11 protein-coding genes are annotated in these 17,100 nt (G+C 61.2%); 5 read left to right on the forward strand and 6 right to left on the reverse strand.

The genetic code is table 11. From position 1 onward, the window contains the following. Positions 1-18 precede the first annotated feature (18 nt). The gene (locus NL528_RS31115) at positions 19-2,400 is read right to left on the reverse strand and encodes an arylsulfatase (RefSeq protein WP_309178194.1); all 2,382 of its coding nucleotides are present in this window, start codon (positions 2,398-2,400) and stop codon (positions 19-21) included. Positions 2,401-2,868: 468 nt separating this feature from the next. On the opposite strand from NL528_RS31115, the gene NL528_RS31120 reads away from it, so the two are divergent. Next, positions 2,869-3,852 (forward strand): transporter, encoded by a 984-nt coding sequence (locus NL528_RS31120; protein WP_309178195.1) that lies wholly within the window; start codon positions 2,869-2,871, stop codon positions 3,850-3,852. A 447-nt stretch (positions 3,853-4,299) separates the two neighbouring features. Further along, positions 4,300-4,449: a hypothetical protein gene (locus NL528_RS31125; protein WP_309178196.1), complete on the forward strand. Its 150-nt coding sequence runs from the start codon at positions 4,300-4,302 to the stop codon at positions 4,447-4,449. A 177-nt stretch (positions 4,450-4,626) separates the two neighbouring features. Here the strand turns inward: NL528_RS31125 and NL528_RS31130 are convergent, their stop codons facing one another. From NL528_RS31130 to NL528_RS31140, 3 genes are all read right to left on the reverse strand, one after another. Next, positions 4,627-7,899 carry an ABC transporter substrate-binding protein gene (locus tag NL528_RS31130; protein WP_309178197.1) on the reverse strand — a complete coding sequence of 1,091 codons (3,273 nt, stop codon included), beginning with the start codon at positions 7,897-7,899 and terminating at the stop codon, positions 4,627-4,629. A gap of 228 nt (positions 7,900-8,127) precedes the next feature. After that, positions 8,128-10,770 (reverse strand): arylsulfatase, encoded by a 2,643-nt coding sequence (locus NL528_RS31135; RefSeq protein WP_309178198.1) that lies wholly within the window; start codon positions 10,768-10,770, stop codon positions 8,128-8,130. A 106-nt stretch (positions 10,771-10,876) separates the two neighbouring features. Beyond that, positions 10,877-11,634 (reverse strand): IS5 family transposase gene (locus NL528_RS31140; protein WP_309178199.1). Its coding sequence is split into 2 segments (ribosomal slippage): positions 10,877-11,295 and positions 11,295-11,634, totalling 759 coding nucleotides; the frame shifts between segments, so codons are not numbered across the junction. 364 nt (positions 11,635-11,998) lie between these two features. Between NL528_RS31140 and NL528_RS31145 the strand changes: the two genes are divergently transcribed. Both NL528_RS31145 and NL528_RS31150 read left to right on the forward strand, forming a co-directional pair. Then, on the forward strand, positions 11,999-12,370 hold the full coding sequence (locus NL528_RS31145; protein ID WP_309178200.1) for a hypothetical protein: 372 nt from the start codon (positions 11,999-12,001) through the stop codon (positions 12,368-12,370). 472 nt (positions 12,371-12,842) lie between these two features. Further along, entirely contained in the window at positions 12,843-14,999 is a 2,157-nt protein-coding gene (locus NL528_RS31150) for a tetratricopeptide repeat protein (protein ID WP_309185087.1), read from the forward strand. Positions 15,000-15,139: 140 nt separating this feature from the next. Here NL528_RS31150 and NL528_RS31155 read toward each other — a convergent pair whose 3' ends face one another. After that, positions 15,140-15,610 carry a hypothetical protein gene (locus tag NL528_RS31155; protein ID WP_309178201.1) on the reverse strand — a complete coding sequence of 157 codons (471 nt, stop codon included), beginning with the start codon at positions 15,608-15,610 and terminating at the stop codon, positions 15,140-15,142. Positions 15,611-15,905: 295 nt separating this feature from the next. Then, on the reverse strand, positions 15,906-16,706 hold the full coding sequence (gene thiD, locus NL528_RS31160) for a bifunctional hydroxymethylpyrimidine kinase/phosphomethylpyrimidine kinase (protein WP_309178202.1): 801 nt from the start codon (positions 16,704-16,706) through the stop codon (positions 15,906-15,908). 132 nt (positions 16,707-16,838) lie between these two features. Between thiD and NL528_RS31165 the strand changes: the two genes are divergently transcribed. Next, positions 16,839-17,084, forward strand: a complete 246-nt coding sequence (locus NL528_RS31165; protein ID WP_309178203.1) for an Lrp/AsnC ligand binding domain-containing protein — start codon at positions 16,839-16,841, stop codon at positions 17,082-17,084. The last annotated feature ends 16 nt before the right edge of the window (positions 17,085-17,100 follow it).

A 17,100-nucleotide genomic window follows, 5' to 3' on the forward strand; every position in this document is an offset into this window, starting at 1 on the left:
GGTCTCGTCAAAGATGCGTCACTTTAATTCCACCGTCACGCGACCAAGCTTGCCGGTGAACTTGAACGGCGGCGTGTAGCTGAAGTCGATCGGTGAGCCGCTGTCCTCGCCGATGTCCTGCCCCTCGTAGAGCGAGTATTTGAACGGCGTCGTCTTTTCGACGCGGCCTTCGCCGATCTTTCTGCCATTGGCGAGCAGCGTAATCGTGCCGCCCTTCGCCATGCCACCGCCGTCTGAGTTGAAGTCCATCGCCAGGGTGACCTTGCCGGTCGGCACCGGCTCGGTGGACACGACGCGATAGCGTTCGAGCGCGACGTGACTGTGCAAGCCGACAAGCTTGCCCTGTTGGATGTAGAAGCCCCAGCCGCCAGTGAACCCGCCTTGGGTGAAGATCATGCCGTCCGCGCCCCCGGGCGGAATTTCCGCCTCGGCGGTGACCGTGAAGGATTTGTTCTTGAGGTCGGGCGCGGCAGCTTCAGGGAGCGCCGCCAGTGGCGTCTCATAAACGAATGTCTTGCGCCCGGCGGCAAGGCTCGGCTTGCCGGTTAGTTCGACCGACATGCGCTCGGGGCCGCGCCAGTCGAGCGGCAGGATGTTGTTGCGGGCGGCTTCCGTCCACCACAGGTCCTGCAACGCCCGGAGCTTGTCGGGATTTTTCGTGGCGAGGTCGTCGGCCTGAGAGAAATCCCGGTCGATGTTGTACAGCTCCCACTTCGCCTTATCGATGTCGAAGCCGGTGCGAACCGGCTGCCACGGAACGAAGGAAAGCGAGGAGGCAAACCAGCCGTTCTGGTACATGCCGCGATTGACGCCCATCTCGAAGACCTGCGTCTTGCGGCGGTCCGCTGCCTTGGCGTCCCCAAAAGTGTACGCCAGACTGACACCATCGATCGGTTTCTGCGGAATGCCGTTGAGAACATCTGGCGCCTGCACGCCGGCCACTTCCAGCAAGGTCGGCATGATGTCGATGACGTGGTGGAACTGACTTCGCAGGCCACCCTTGTCGGTGATCTTTGCCGGCCAGCAGACGATCATCGGATTGCGCGTGCCGCCGAAATGGGAAGCGACCTGCTTGGTCCACTGGAACGGCGTGTTCATCGCCCAGGCCCAGGCGGACGGGAAGTGATTGAAGTGCTTCGGACCGCCAAGTTCGTCGATGACCCTGAGGTTGTCCTGCCACGTCTCCAGAATGCTGTTGAAAAAGGCGTTCTCGTTGGTCGAGCCTTCTGGGCCGCCTTCCGCTGAGGCGCCATTGTCGCCGACGAGAAAGAGGATCAGCGTGTTGTCGGCGTCCGGAAGCTTGGCCACCGCATCCAACACGCGCCCCATTTCGTGGTCGACCTGCACGCCGTAGCCGGCGAACACTTCCATCATGCGCGCATAGAGGCGTTTCTGGTCGGCATTGAGCGTGTCCCAGGCCGGAAGGCCGTCGGGACGGGGCGTGAGCTTGGCGTCCGCCGGAATGACGCCAAGCTGCTTCTGACGTTCGAACGTTATTTCGCGGTAGCGGTCCCAGCCCATGTCGAACTGGCCCTTGAACTTGTCGATCCACTCCATCGGCGCCTGGTGCGGCGAGTGGGTGGCGCCCGGGGCGACATAAAGAAAGAATGGCCTGTCAGGATCGATGACCTTGACCTTCTGTATCCAGCCGATCGCGTGGTCGGCGATGTCGGCGGAGAGGTGATAGTTCGGATCGGTCGACCGCGGGACGCGGTTGCGATTCTCGTAAAGGATCGGCTCGTACTGACTCGTGTCGCCGGAATTGAAGCCGTAGAAATAGTCGAAGCCGAGTCCATTGGCCCAGTGGTCGAACGGACCGATCTCGCTGGTTTCCCAAACCGGGGTGTTGTGGTTCTTGCCGACCCACGCAGTTGCGTAGCCGTACTGGCGGAGGATTTCCGCGACGGTTCCGGTGCTTTTCGGAATGATACCGGTGTAGCCGTCATATCCCGTTGCGGCTTCGGTGATGCTGCCGTTCCCGGTCGCGTGGTGATTGCGGCCGGTGAGCAAGGCGGCCCGCGTCGGCGAGCACAGCGCCGTGGTGTGGAAGCGATTGTAGCGCAGGCCCTGCGCCGCAAGCTTCTCCATGTTCGGCGACAACACACCGCCGCCGAATACGCTGAATTGTCCGAAGCCGACATCGTCGAGCAATATGAGAACAATATTGGGCGCGCCCTTGGGTGGGCGCACGATCTGCGGAAAGGTGGCGGGATCGGAGTCCTGATAGGTGCGGCCGACCTCGCCCTTGAAGTGAAAATCAGGCCCCGGCAGCGAGAGCAGGCCACCGGGCGAAGATGGAGTCGCGTTCTGAGCTAGCGCCGTTTGGGCAAGCGTGACGATGCCAACAGTAGCCAGCAAAGTCGCCAGATTGCGGGCAAGACTCGTGGAAGTGATGGTCATCGTCGCCCTCCATCAGAATGGGTTGACGTAATTCAGGATCGCGGATGCGCGGTAGTCCGATTCTTTGGATTAGCCCGATGTTGCCTGTTCTTGAGGCCGCCGAGTGTCTCGACGACTACAGATCGTGTCGGTCAGCGCCGCTGACGTACTTGGTCCGGTCGCCTCATAAACTCATCCGCTTCATTCCAGACGTCAACTTTGAATTGATGGTAGATTTAGCGCGTCTTGAATCGACGATGTGCAGCGTGTGCCATGTCGCTTCACGCGACGCGGCGACGGACTCAACCTTTGCCGCGTCACGGCACCGTGGTCATCACTTCCAAATTTGTTCGGCTGTTACCGATCTGTCACGGATTTCGCGCGCGGACTGTGGCCTACTCTCGAGGGTGACGTGTAGATCTCGCTACTGCGAGCTTCGCGGCCCGAATCGGCTTCTACTTGTTGCGTGTCGCGTGGAGGTTTTCAATGATGCCAATTGAATTAATCCTCCCACGAATTGGTTTCGCGGCGATGGCCGGGGCGCTTCTCGTTTGCCCCGAAGTCTCACGCGCCGACGAGGGCGGCGTTTCATTCTGGCTTCCGGGACAGTACGCGAGTCTTGCCGCAACACCGCAGGTCCCCGGTTGGGCGATGGGTGTGGTCTATTACCATTCCAGCGTCAGCGCATCAGGCAACGTTGCGGCAGCAAGACAAATCACGGTAGGCAGAATTCCCGCGAACGTGAACGTCGATTTGAATTTGAGCCTGAGCGGGCGAGCCGATCTCGTCGTCCTCTCGCCGACCTATACTTTCGCGACGCCGGTGCTTGGCGGACAATTGTCCGTGGGTGTGGCAAGCTGGTTTGGCAAGAGTTCCGGGAGTCTCGCCGGGACATTGACGGCGGTGGCCGGGCCGATTGTCGCCACGCGCAGCGGCGTGCTCGCGGATTCGCTGACCTCCTATGGCGACGTCGTGCCGACCGTAACGCTGCGCTGGAACCAGGGCGTCAACAATTACATGGTCTATGCCACCGGCGACATTCCGGCCGGCGACTACAGCCCGACGCGGCTTGCCAATCTCGGCATCGGCCATGGCACGATCGACGTCGGCGGCGCCTACACCTACTTCAATCCGGCGACCGGCAACGAATTCTCGGGCACGGCCGGCTTTACCTACAATTTCAAGAATCCCGACACGCAGTACCGCAACGGCATCGATTTCCACTTCGACTGGGGCGCCGCGCACTTCATCTCGAAGCAGGTTTTCATTGGCGTTGCCGGATACGCCTATCAGCAGATCACCGACGACTTCGGTCAGAACCCGATCCTCGGCGGATTCAGGTCACGCGTTTTAGGTGTCGGTCCGCAGATTGGATATACCTTTCCGGTCGGGGACATGCAGGGCTTCCTGGGCCTGAGAGGATACGGCGATTTCGGTGCAGTGAACCGCGCGCCAGGCTGGAGCACCTGGTGACGTTCGCGATTTCCCCGACGGTGCCAACTGAAGCAAAGCCGACCAGGCATCTGATGACGAAATAGGCTCTCTCCAAACTGAGATACACATGGGACGCTGATTTGGGTCGAGGGGCTTGACAGACAAATCACTGATTTGCCCGTCGGGCGTCTTAGCCCGGCATCCATCAGACCGGCGGCTCAGACCAGATTGCTTGCTCATAACTCGAGCTTGATCGGTATGGCTTGCTCGATATCCGCTGCGGCTCGATAGCGACCAAATCCGGCAGCGCAGCAAAATGTCGTAATGGGCCAATAGGCGACATTGTCGCGCAGGCGCGCGATCGTGATTCAGATCAAATGAAGCGACTTATTTCGTCATGAGATGTTTGGTCGGCGTCACCGTGGCCGGTACGGCCTCCGAAATCGAGAACGTCAGCCACGTGTTCCAGCCCGATGGGCGGTTGGCGTGATCGAACTCGCCATATCCCTTCACGCCGAGAAATGCCGGGTTGTCTCCAATCCTGAAAATATAACCAAGCTGCTGGCCGACGCCGAGAACGCGCGAGCGGAAGCCGCCGAGAACAACTGGCTGACCGAAGTCGTCGGTATCTGCTGATAGGCGTAACCGACGAAGCCGACAAAGACCTGCTTCGACAGGAACTACGACACGCCCGAAATGGAAATCCGTGACACATCGGCCATAACCAGGAAGAATCGCGCCGATAGGTCGCTGCCACTGCCATATAACATCAGGGGCCCCGCCCTCGTCGTCGGCGCTGGTGTCCTGTCCAGGTCATCCACTTACTTCCGAAGCGGAGTTGGATGGAACAATTGGAGGGCTTTCCGCGCAATCCTTAAGCATGAGTTTGGCGAGCGGATCGTCGGGGAAACTTTCCAAGATGGTACGGTAGGCGCGCTCTGCCGCCGGAAACTCGCCGGCATCCATCAGTTGCGAGGCTTTCCAGGTCATCGCGCTCAGTTCCGCGTCCCGATCGCGCATCATAAGTTCTGGATCGTCGCTGCGGCGGAGAGCGAGCAACTCATAGATCATGAACTCTGTCTTGCGCCCTTTGACCTGAACCCGCTTCAACGGCCGCACCAGTATCTCGGCCTGCACCTGATCGTAGATGCTATCGCTAATGCAGATTGTGGTGCCAAACACCTTGTTGATGCCTTCAAGGCGAGCGGCGACATTCACGCCGTCTCCCAAGGCGGTGTAACTCAGCCGAGCCGAGGAGCCGACATTCCCGACCAGAACGTTGGCGCAATTGAGCCCGATCCGGATATGGATTCGTGGCCGTCCTTCCGCCTCCCAGGCGTCGTTGACGCGCTCCATGCGCCGCGCCGCCCGCAACGCGCCGGCGCAGCCGCGCAGGACATGGTCGGTGCGTTGAACCGGGGCATTCCAGAAAGCCATGACGCCGTCGCCAATGAACTTGTCGACCGTGCCGCCCTCTTCCGATATCGCGCCGGACACCTCCTCCAGATAGGTCGAGATCTGGAGCAGGAGGTCGGCCGGCGCGAGTGTTTCAGAGTGGCTTGAGAAATTCTCCAGATCGGAAAAGAACACCGTGAGGACTCGCGGCTCAACGCCCAGGGCCAACGGGATGCCCGACTTGATGAGCTGCCTGACGATATCCAGCGGCACAAACGACGAGAACGACTGCAGCGAGTTGCGAAGCAGCGACGCCGCGGATTCCAGCCTCGCGATCTCTCTGATGTTGGATGGCCGCGCCACCGGCATATCGAATCGCAGGCCTTCGATCGCCTGCAATTGCTCCGCCACGTTCTCGACAGGCCGCGACAGCCGGGTGGACGCGAAATAGATGAAGAACAGCTCGATCGTGGTGAGGATGACGATCACCACCATGATCAACCGATTGGTCGCCTTCAGCGTCCCCACGAAATCGTCGATCGGCGTCAACGTGATCACTTGCCAGGGTTGGCCGAAGCCATCCGGGAAATTGGCGAAGGCCGCGATCAGATCCTCCCCGTTTGCAGGGGACCGGAACACGAGACTGTCGGTGTCGGCACCGGCGTGCTGGCGAGAGGCCTCGCGTACATCCGGATCGTCGATATCGGCGAGGGTCGCGATCTTGAGCTTGCCGTTCTCGACGCGCACCCCCTTCTGCTCGTTCGGAAAGGCGATGATCTTGCCGTTGTTACGGTCGGCAATCAGAGTCGTGCTGCGCACGCTGGTGCGGTGCTCATCCAGAAAGCGCGACAGCACGTTCATGGTGATGTTGACCGATGCGCAGCCGATGAAATCGACACCATGGAAGATGGGAACGCGCAAGGAGAGAATAGGGAAACCGGTGTCGGGATTGATTGCAGGTTCGGTCACCGCGAGCGCCCGCGTCGTCTTGGCTGCCTGATAACCGGGTAAAGTCCTGATGTCGATGTCGGTGCCGACATCGTATGCGCCGACCTGGTGGGGCCAGACGTCAAAGAATTTGCGATGCCGAACCCGCGAGAGCCCGAAGGTGATCGCATCAATATAGCTGGCGTGCCAGTTCGCCGCCCCAGGAATACGAGGATCGCCGCGCCTGCGATCCTCGTCGATCCGGGTAACGACACGATGATAACCATCCTCGAAGCTGACATAGACGGCGTCGATATGCGCGGCAGAAGTCAGCGTGCGGTACAAGAGATCATTGCTTTGCTCGGTGCGGAAATAACCGGGATCGGCGGCGGCCACCTCGGCGAGAAAGCGCAGCGGGGTTTCAGTGCTCTCGATCAAGTTTTCGGTGCGCTCGACACCGGCCCGGCTGGTCTGCGCGGCCGCATCGTTCAGGATCGACACCATGCCGGCTGAATTTTTGTTGTAACTGTAGATCAGGATGAAAATGAGAATGGGAATGCTGAGGCCGATGAACAGCAACGACATGACCAAACTCAGCCTTGGCCGCCCCATCCTGGCGACCGGCGCAAGCGCTCCGAACCGGGCCAATGCCCCCTGCAGGGAGCGGCGGCCTCGGTACGCAGCCAGCGCCGCAATCGCCAATCCGACTGGCAAAAGCAATAGTGGGATCAGCCAGCGCCCTTCGATTTCGTCTTCTCTGTCCCACATCAGTCCCGCTGGCAGCGTATCGTCAGCGAGCACCCCGAGCTTGCGATAGGTCGTGGCGATGTTTTGCCAGTGCGCAGCATCCTGCCCACCGATATGGCCGGGTCCTCGCCGGACCAGCAGATCCGTGCGGGCTGCTTCGAACAGCAGGGCCTCGCGGCTCTTTTTTGCCGAATAGGTCTTGAGGATCAGATCGACCGTCGCCTCCTTGTGCGCCAGCGCATAGGCCCAGCCTTTCAAGCTCGCCGCTCGGAACGCGGCCACCCGTTCCGGATGGGCCTTTACCTCCGCTTCGGAGGTGCACAGATTGTCCCCGTAAAAATCGACTCCGTATGCGGCGGGCGAGAAGGTGCGGAACGCCGCGCCGAGCTGTTCAAGGACGAACGGTTCGTTGGTGCTGTAGGCGACCATCGCGTCGGCGTTGCCGGCCAGGAGATCGCGCGGGTCGCCCCGGTGGTCAATGCGCGGCAGTGTCGCATAATCCACCCCTTCGTGCTTCAGCATCGCCGCGATCTCATCGCTGCCCGGCGCGTCCATCAGCGTGCGGCCGCGCAATTCCGAGACGCTTCTGATTTCGGCGCGGCGCGGCACCAGAATGATGGCCGGGGTTTGCTGGAAGATGACGGCCAGCACGACGAGGTGGCGGCCCATCACCCATTCGCGCAGTACGCTGGAGCTGCAGACGCCGAACTCCGCCTTGCCGCCGGCAACCGTTTCGGCGACGTCGATATCGGGACCGCCCTCGCGGATGGTGACGTCGAGACCGGCGTTGCGATAGAAACCGTGCTCGAGCGCTGCGTAGTAGCCTGCGAACTGGAACTGGTGTTTCCATTTGAGCTGCAGGGAGACCGATTCGAGCGCAGCGGCCGGCGATGCCAGCAGGACCAGGCAAGCGGCTATGACCAGCCGTCTCAGCGTGTCCGGTTGCCGCGCACGCGCCGCGAGCGGCCAAGCCGCCGCTGCACCGCCAGAACGCTTGATGAACTCGCGCTGTCGCATGTGACCTCGCCCAGGACGTGCCTTGCGCAATCCCTCAACTATAGCAGCCTATGTCAGCTACCACTCTCAGGCGCCGATCAGGTTCAATGTCCGGTTCGGGTCCAATTGCGTCGATTTCCGCGATGCCCACGATAATTCCGGTCTCCGCCCGTAAACAAACATGCGCGAGCGCGGTCAGGCGAAATCCCAATTTGCATCGAGTCATTGCAACCCCACTCTGAGACTCAATCACTCCATGCACTTGCGGACGAACTGAATCCTTTCGAGCAGCCCGAGTTTCTGCACTTCGGCCTGTTTGCGGCAACCCTCGCGCTTGTCCAGGCGCAACTCGACCTTCTGAAGGAGGCTCAGTCCGACACCGCTGGAAACCTCCGGCGCGGCGGCCTCAGCCGAGGTCTTGCCGGCATCGGCTGATGGTCCGTCACCCGCAGCGCGTGCAGCGGCTTCAAGACGCCTGATGTCTTCCGGACTCAATTTCGGCCGGTCGATATTCAGCGTGATCTTGTTCAGCTTGCCAGTGAAAGTGAACGGCGTAGCGTAGTCGTTGTCGTCGACCGGCGTACCGGTATCCGACCCGATGTCGAGCGCCTCATCCCACTGCAGGATGAAGGGAATCGTGTGCTCCATCTTCTCGGTCGCAACAGCGTTGCCATCGACCTTCAGCACCCCGGTGCCGCCCTTCCCGATACCACTGTAGTCGCCGAACATCATGGTTGCAGCGCCGAGACCGTCATATTTGAAGTCGAACTCGACCACGTGCTTGCCGGGTGTCAGCTCCGGTCCCTCCCAGCGCACACGCTTGAGGTCGACCAGGTTCCAGGTGAACACGGGCTTGTTCTTCAGGACGTAGAAGCCGTATCCGCCGAACCGCCCACCTTGCGTGATCAGCATGCCCTCGGCGCCGCCTTGCGGAATCTCGACGTCCGCCTTGAAATTGTAGGAAGTGTTGAGCAGGCTTGGCGCATCGCCGTTCGGCGTGCCGGTGATCGGCCGCGTCCAGGTGAATGCCGTGCGGCCGGCGCTGAGGCTGGGCCGCGGCGTTACCAGACGCCCCGCCACGGAAGAATCGAGCGGCAGGACCTGGTATTTCTCCGCTTCCTTCCAGAACAGATCGTGCAACTCCTTCAGCTTGTCCGGATACTCGGCCGCGACGTCTTCGTACTGCGTCCAGTCATTGCTGAGATCATAGAGCTCCCAGGGATAGTCGAGCGGGCTCGGCAGCTTGGCAACCGTTACCCACGGCGGCCGCAAGACCTTGGTGCTGGCGATCCACCCGTCGCTATAGATCGCGCGATCGGCAAACATCTCGAAGTACTGGGTCTTGTGCGTCGTGGACGCGGTCTCATTCTTCTTGTCAAACGTGTACACCATGCTGACGCCCTCGATCGGGCTCTGCTTGATGCCATCCACCATCGTCGGCTGGTTGATACCTGCCGCTTCCAGGATGGTCGGCACGACATCGATGACGTGGTGGAATTGATGGCGAATCCCGCCCTTGTCCGCGATCACCGTCGGCCATGAGATCGCCATGCCCTGGCGGGTGCCGCCGAAATGCGACACGATCTGCTTGGTCCAGGAGAACGGCGTGTCGAATGCCCAGGCCCAGCCGATCGACATGTGGTTGTAGGTGCGGTCGGTGCCCCAGACGTCATAGAAATACTTGAGCTGCTCCTCGACCCCAGGGTTGGCCTGGTTGAACATCGCCACTTCGTTGGGCGTGCCATTCGGCTGCCCCTCGGCGCTCGTGCCATTGTCGCCATTGATATAGATGATCAGGGTGTTGTCGAGCTTGCCGAGGTCATCGACTGCCTGAATGACGCGGCCGATCTCGTTGTCGGCGTAAGCGACATAGGCGGCGAAGACTTCGACCTGCCGAAGGAACAGCTTCTTTTCGTCGGCGTTCAGCTGGTCCCATTCCTTGATGAGATCCTTCGGCCACGGCGTCAGCTTCGCGTTTTGCGGAATCACGCCGAGCCGCTTCTGATTCTCGAAAATCGTTTCACGCAGCTTGTTCCAGCCCTGATCGAACAGCTTCATGTCGCTGATCTTTTTGACCCACTCCGGCGTCGGGTGATGCGGCGCATGGGTGGCGCCCGGCGCAAACTTGATCAGGAAAGGGGTCTCGGGTGACAGCGCGTTGATGCGATTCATATAGTCGATTGCCTCGTCCGCCATCGCCGTCATCAGATTCCAGCCGGGTTTTCCGACGTAGGGATAGATCGGGGTGGTGTTCTGAACGAGATTGCCCGGCTCCCACTGATTGGTGTCACCGCCCATGAAGCCGTAGAAATATTCAAAGCCCATGCCGGTCGGCCACTGATCGAACGGTCCGGCCTGGCTCGCCTGATATTCCGGCGTGTTGTGGTTCTTGCCGAACCAGGCCGTATGGTAGCCGTTGTCCTGCAGGATCCGCCCGATCGTGGCCTTGTCCTTGGTGATGATGCTGTCGTAGCCGGGATAGCCAGTGGCCTGCTCGGCGACGACTCCGTAGCCGACCGAATGATGATTGCGGCCGGTGATCAGCGCCGCGCGGGTCGGTGAACACAACGCCGTCGAATGGAAATTGGTGTAGCGCAGGCCATCCCTCGCAATCCGATCGAGCGCCGGCGTTGGAATGACGCCACCGAAGGTGGAGGGCACGCCATAGCCGGAATCGTCGGTGATGATCAAAAGCACGTTCGGCGCGCCCTTGGGCGGAACGATGCGCGCGGGCCAGTAGGGCTTCGACTTCGTCACCTCGCGTTCGATCTTTCCGCCGAATTTTTCCGGGGGCGCCGGGAGATGGTCGCCGGGAATGGTTGTCGTGGCGCTGGGCGAGCCGGGAACGCCGTTGATCTGTTGAGCGTTCGCCGAAGCCGAAACAAGGAACATCAAGCTCAATGCGGAAAAAAATGATCGATGCAAATTCATGGTGAAACACCCCCCGCATAAAGTGTGCGCAACATCGAGGAAGCGATATTGTGGCTAGAGCCTGTCCTCAATTGAGCCAAATGACTGCGGCGGCGAGATGGACTGCGGCGAGAAAGTTTCTGGCGGTCTTATCGTAGCGGGTGGCTATGGCTCGGTACTGTTTGAGCTTGCAATAGAGGTTTTCCATGAGGTGGCGCGCTTTGTACAGTTCCTTGTCGTAGGCGCGTTGGAGCTTTCGATTGCTCTTGGGCGGGATCACCGGCGTTTTTCCTGCCGCAAGCAGAGGCTCGATGACACGTAGATCGGCATCGAAGGCCTTGTCCGCCAACAAGGTATCGGCCTGCATCTGAGGCAGCAGCGCGTCAGCGCCTTCCAAATCGTGGGCTTGCCCTGCGGTCAGCAGGAACGCCAACGGATTGCCAAGTGCATCGACCATGGCATGGATTTTGGTGCTCAACCCGCCTTTGCTGCGCCCGATCGCCTGGTCTTCGCTGTCTTTTTTTGGGCGCCGGCACTGTGCTGGTGCGCGCGTACGATAGTGCTGTCGATCATGGCGTATTCATTGTCCGCGTCGGCAGCCAGCATCTCGAACATCTTCTTCCATACCGCGCTCTTCGCCCAGCGCGAAAATCGGGTATGAATCTTGATCGGGTCGCCAAAACGTTCCGGCAGATCCCGCCAGGGCATACCGGCGCGATAACGATAGAGAACTGCTTCTACAAACAGCCGATTATCCTTGGCCGTAGCGCCGACGTGACCCTCACGTCCCGGCAAAATATTCTTGATCCTGTCCCATTGATCGTCGCGAAGGGCGTAACGGCGCATTCAGTCAACTCCGAATCAAGTTGACCTCCCATGAATCACTTGGGGAACCTCTTGGGAATCCGCTAATTGAGGACAGGCTCTAGTGGAGCGCGTGCCTTTGATTCACATCAACGCGGCGAGGCGATGATTGCAAGATTTCATTTTAGGTCAGCGTCACTGACGGGTTTACAGGAAGCAGGTCGTCCGGCAATAAAGTGCGGGCCATTTCGTTGTCGCCCAATACTCAAGCGGGATTGAGCTGTATCAAGACGCGGATCGATTTGAGGCGATGAATCGCGGCGGCCCTGTGAATCGCGTCGGCAGGCGCTGACCGCTCCAAGACTCCGATTGCGAAGTGACCCAGGCTGTTTGGCAGGAGGATACTATGAAGATTGCGCTGCTATCGATGGCGATGCTTGGAAGCCAACTGGTAACCCCCGTTAGTGATCGCGTTCCGAAGCTCAATGTCGAGGCGACCTGCAAGGCAAGCGTCGCAACCGACAAGGCAATGGGCCTGGACCTGGCCCAGTCCTACGAGGATTGCATGCGCGACGAGAATGCCGCGCAACAACAGCTGGCTGCCGTTTGGCTGGCAAATTCCAATGAACTCAGAAATCAGTGCGAAGGCGAGGCGACCGCGGCCGGGAGCGACAGTTACGTCGACCTGCTGACATGCCTGCAGATGGCAGACCCCGCCAAATCGCCTGCTCCCGCGCCCGCCCTTAGAGGCGCCAGCAAAAACCGAAACAAGAATTGAAGCTCCAAGGCCCGCGTTGGTGCGGGATATTCCTGACATCGAACGGCGCCACTTGACTTGGTGGCGACCGGGCGGATGATATGTCCGGCTATCCTGATGGAGGATGGCTTGATCGCCTTTCGGCGATCGCAGCGCTGAGGGGCTGTCGTTGGCAGGCAAACGACGGAAATCCCGCACCAAAAGCGGATCGCGGAAGGAGTCTGCCGGAGGCCCCTCGCCGGCCGCGGCGCCACAGCCTGCTCCTGACAGGTCAGAAACCATCCTCTTCTCGAAACGCCGTGTCTGGATTGTAACCGTGGTCGCAGTTGCGGCCATCTTCGCTCTAGGTCTCGCTTTCCGCCTCCCCGGTAACAGTGGACCAACATCGAAAGCACCGGCCACGTCCGTCGCGAATTTCGTCGGCAGCGAAACCTGCGCGGGCTGTCATCAGGCCGAGGCAAACTTGTGGGATGGCTCGCAGCACAAGGCTGCGATGCAGCACGCCACCGACACCACAGTGCTCGGCAATTTCAACGACCAAGGTTTTGATTATTTCGGCGTCCATTCCCGCTTCTTCCGCAAGGACGGGAAGTTTCTCGTCGAGACCGACGGCGCCGACGGCGAGCTCGCAACGTTCGAGGTGAAATACACCTTCGGCATCGATCCGCTGCAGCAATATCTCGTCGAATTCCCCGACGGACGGTTGCAAGCCCTCTCGCTCGCCTGGGATAGCCGTCCGCCGGACAAAGGCGGCCAGCGCTGGTTTCACCTCTCACCCAATGAGGAGATCAAACACGACGATATCCTGCACTGGACCAGGCTGAACCAGAATTGGAATTTCATGTGCGCGGAATGCCACTCGACCGGCGTGCGCAAGAATTACGACGCCAAGACGGATCGCTTCGCAACGTCATGGGCCGAAATCAGCGTGGGGTGCGAGACCTGCCATGGCCAGGGCTCGGGTCACGCCTCTTGGGCGCGCGAGCAGCAGAGCTGGTGGCCATTCGGCAAGCGCGAGGATTCGAGCAAGGGGTTGCTCGTCCGCTTCGACGAGCGCCATGGCGTGACCTGGCCGCTCGATGCGCAGACCGGCATGCCACGGCGCAGCACGGCCGCAGCGACGCTGCGCAAGGAGGTCGAGACCTGCGGGCTGTGCCATGCCCGCCGCGCCGGCTTCCACGAGGACTGGGTGCCCGGCCAGTGGCTGTCGCAGACCCATATGGTCGAACCGCTCGCGCGCAACACGTATCACGCCGACGGCCAGATCCGCGATGTGGAAGAGGCCTATAATTATACGCCGTTCAAGCAGAGCAAGATGTTTGCCGCAGGCGTCACCTGCAGCGATTGCCACGAGCCGCACAGCGCAAAGCTTCGCAGCCCGGGCGAAGGCGTTTGCCTGCAATGCCATGTGCCCGAAAAATACGCCGACGCCAGGCATCGTCACCACGCCAGCGTCGACCCAGCGCCGACGTGCATGTCGTGCCACATGCCGGCCCGCACCTACATGGTCGTCGATACCAGGCACGATCATGCCTTTCGCGTGCCGCGGCCCGATCTTTCCCTGACACTTGGAACGCCGAATGCCTGCAACGATTGTCACCGCGACAAGCCGGCGCAATGGGCTGCTGCCGCCGTGGAAGAATGGTTCGGCCCCAACCGCAAGGGTTTTCAGACCTATGGAGCTGCATTCCACGCGGCACGCACGGATCAGGTCGACGCTGCGGCACAACTTGCCGCAGTTGCCGCGGATGGAGGTACCCCCGCCGTTGCCCGCGCAACTGCACTCAACGAGCTCGCCACTCGCGTCTCGGCCGCGAATGTGGGAGCCGCGCGGACCGGGCTCGCCGATCCCGATCCGATGGTACGGATCGGCGCTCTTGACATGCTCGAAAACGTTCCTGCGGATCAGATTTGGGCTTGGGTATCCCCGCTCTTGTCCGATCCGGTGCGCGGCGTGCGTATCAGGGCAGCTTCGCTGCTTGCGTCAGTTCCGACCGCAAGCCAGGCTCCACCTGATCGCGCGCGCTTCGATCTGGCGGCGGCGGAATTCATCGCAGCGCAACGCGCCAACGCCGAGAGACCGGAAGCGCGCACGACGCTCGGGAATTTCCTCGCGCAGCGCGGCCTGACTGTCGACGCCGAGACGGAATACAAGGCCGCACTACGGCTCAGCCCGCAATACGCGACGGCGGCAATCAATCTGGCTGACCTCTACCGGCAACTTGGCCGGAACAACGAGGGCGAAAAGGTCCTTCGCTCAGCAATTGTGGCTTCGCCGCGCGAGGCCGCAGCACATTACGCCCTCGGCCTGACGTTGACCAGACTCAAGCGGCCCGATGACGCACTCGCCGAGTTGCGCAAGGCGGCCGAGTTGGAGCCGGATCATCCGCGCTACCGCTACGTCTACGCCGTAGCGCTGCATTCCAGCGGCCGTCGCGATGAAGCCATCACCATGCTGAAGAATACCCTGAAGGGGCATCCCGGCGATCGCGAGATTCTGCAGGCGCTCGTCTCGTTCAGCCGCATGGCGGGCGATGCAAAGGCCGCGCTCGGCTACGCGGAGCAACTCGCCGTCATCTCGCCGGACGACCAGAGCCTGGCCGCGCTTATCAAGGCGCTTAGGCAAGCAGTCGGGGTTCCGGCCCAATGACTGCAACGGGTCATTCGCGACCGGGTCGAGCCAGCGGTGGGTCCGGCCATGTCCGCTATGCCGCGGAAAGCGGAAGTGCATTGAGAGCTCCAGGCTTTCGCCCTTCGCGAGCCGCCACCGTCATTTCGCGGCCGGAGTCCTCAATGGCCTCCGAGCCAATCCGGGACCGCCGCCGTGGAAAGGAGGAAAAACAGGAGACCCAGCATGGCAAAGCCAAGGAGGCCCTCTGTAATTGTCCAAGCCAAACTGTCACGAGCGATCTCGATCCCGACCCACGGCAGCACTCTCCTGACGAACGCCATCGAGATGGCCTTGAGCACGGCACATCCGAGGGCCGCACCAGCAATGACAGACCAGGCCACATTCGGGGGAAGCCACGACGACAGCCACGCGGGCGCGGAGTCTTTCCATTGGGCGAACAAGATCGACGCGCCGGCCACCCACACGAAGGCCTTTACGAATGTCGCGCCGAGCGAGTCGGGAACGAGCCGTATCCCGACCTTGCGCAGCACCCACTCGATCAACCCGTCGTTGGTGAAGAAGAAGAACATGCCAAGATCGATCGGAAACCGCGACCGCAACAAGCCCGCGATGACGCCGAAGAACAGCATGTAAAGCATGAACGAAACGACGTATTCCAAGGCACCCCATTGCGGGCGGGGTGATCGCGCCGACGCTTCCGCGGGGCTCGCGGCCGGGCCCTGGGAAGGCTTGATCGCGGGCGGCGACCATTCGCGTGGCTGCATGGGCTTACCTCTGCGGAAGGATGGTTATCCTCGCATGTCGTTGTCGGGGCTACCGCTTCGTGCGGCGTAGTTAGATTAGTCGTCGAAAGCACGAGACGGGTTCAGAAGCGGACGGAATCGCGGCGACGCGGTGGGTCTGCAGCCATTCCGGCAATCTCTGTCAGTAAAACCGATGAAAATGATGGATCGGCCCGTGGCCGTGACCGACGCTGAAGCGGTCGGCCGATGCGATCGCGGCGCTGACCCAGGCCTTGGCGTTGCGGACGGCGGTTACGAGGTCCTCGCCCTTGGCAAGCCCCGCCGCGATCGCCGACGACAGCGAGCAGCCGGTGCCATGGGTATTTTCGGTCGCGATCCGCGGTGCGGCGAGCGCGATCGTACCTTTGGCGTCGATGAGATAATCGATGCTCTCGGCGCCCTGCCCGTGGCCGCCCTTGATCAGCACGGCCGGGCAGCCCATCGCCAGCAAGCGCTGGCCCTGGTTCTCGATGGCGGCTTCGCTCGTCGCCACCGGCTCGTCCAGCAACGCGGCGGCCTCCGGCAGATTGGGCGTGATCACCAAGGCGCGCGGAATGAGTTTGGTGCGGAGCGCCTCGACCGCCTCTTGCGCCAGCAGGCGGTCGCCCGAGGTCGCGACCATCACGGGATCGAGCACGACGTGCTTTGGCGCCCAGCGCGTCAGCCCCGCGACGATGGCATCGATGCTGGCCGGCTGCGCCACCATGCCGATCTTGACGGCGGCCACAGTGAGATCGGAAAACACCGCGTCGATCTGCGCGGTCACGAACTCGGCCGGCACCGCGTGAATACCGCTGACCCCTTGGGTGTTCTGCGCCGTCAGCGCCGTGATGACCGAGGCGCCATAGACGCCGAGCGCGGCAAAGGTCTTCAGGTCGGCCTGGATGCCGGCGCCGCCGGACGAATCAGAACCGGCAATGGTGAGCGCGATCGGCGTCGTCATCGCAGGGCTTGTGCGGCTGGTACGATCAGGGCCATGAGGTGTACTAGCGCGGCGGGAGATTGGCAGCAAGTTCGCTTGCCACAAGCCTGCATTTTTGGCCTATTGTGAGCAATAATTTCGGAGACGTAAGCGATGGTTCCCTTCTTCGTTCAGTTCAAATGCAAGCTTGGCCAGTCCTACGCCGTCGCCAACGCGCTTGCGGAAGCCGAAATCGCCTCGGAGATCTACTCCACCGCCGGCGATTACGACCTGCTGGTCAAGTTCTACGTCGACAACGACACCGACATCGGCCATTTCGTCAACGAAAAGGTGCAGATCATCCCGGGTATCCAGGACACCCACACCATCATCACCTTCAAGGCGTTCGGCACCGGTTAGCCGTGGTGCGAAATGG

The organism is Bradyrhizobium sp. Ash2021, assembly GCF_031202265.1.
Classification (GTDB): Bacteria; Pseudomonadota; Alphaproteobacteria; order Rhizobiales; family Xanthobacteraceae; genus Bradyrhizobium.

What these genes read in the sequence shown, in the direction of transcription:
- NL528_RS31115 (WP_309178194.1), bottom strand. Translation starts at nt 2,400, where the DNA reads ATGACCATCACTTCCACGAGTCTTGCCCGCAATCTGGCGACTTTGCTG.
- NL528_RS31120 (WP_309178195.1), top strand. Translation starts at nt 2,869, where the DNA reads ATGCCAATTGAATTAATCCTCCCACGAATTGGTTTCGCGGCGATGGCC.
- NL528_RS31130 (WP_309178197.1), bottom strand. Translation starts at nt 7,899, where the DNA reads ATGCGACAGCGCGAGTTCATCAAGCGTTCTGGCGGTGCAGCGGCGGCT.
- NL528_RS31135 (WP_309178198.1), bottom strand. Translation starts at nt 10,770, where the DNA reads ATGTTCCTTGTTTCGGCTTCGGCGAACGCTCAACAGATCAACGGCGTT.
- NL528_RS31145 (WP_309178200.1), top strand. Translation starts at nt 11,999, where the DNA reads ATGAAGATTGCGCTGCTATCGATGGCGATGCTTGGAAGCCAACTGGTA.
- NL528_RS31150 (WP_309185087.1), top strand. Translation starts at nt 12,843, where the DNA reads ATGCAGCACGCCACCGACACCACAGTGCTCGGCAATTTCAACGACCAA.
- NL528_RS31155 (WP_309178201.1), bottom strand. Translation starts at nt 15,610, where the DNA reads ATGCTGTTCTTCGGCGTCATCGCGGGCTTGTTGCGGTCGCGGTTTCCG.
- thiD (WP_309178202.1), bottom strand. Translation starts at nt 16,706, where the DNA reads ATGACGACGCCGATCGCGCTCACCATTGCCGGTTCTGATTCGTCCGGC.
- NL528_RS31165 (WP_309178203.1), top strand. Translation starts at nt 16,839, where the DNA reads ATGGTTCCCTTCTTCGTTCAGTTCAAATGCAAGCTTGGCCAGTCCTAC.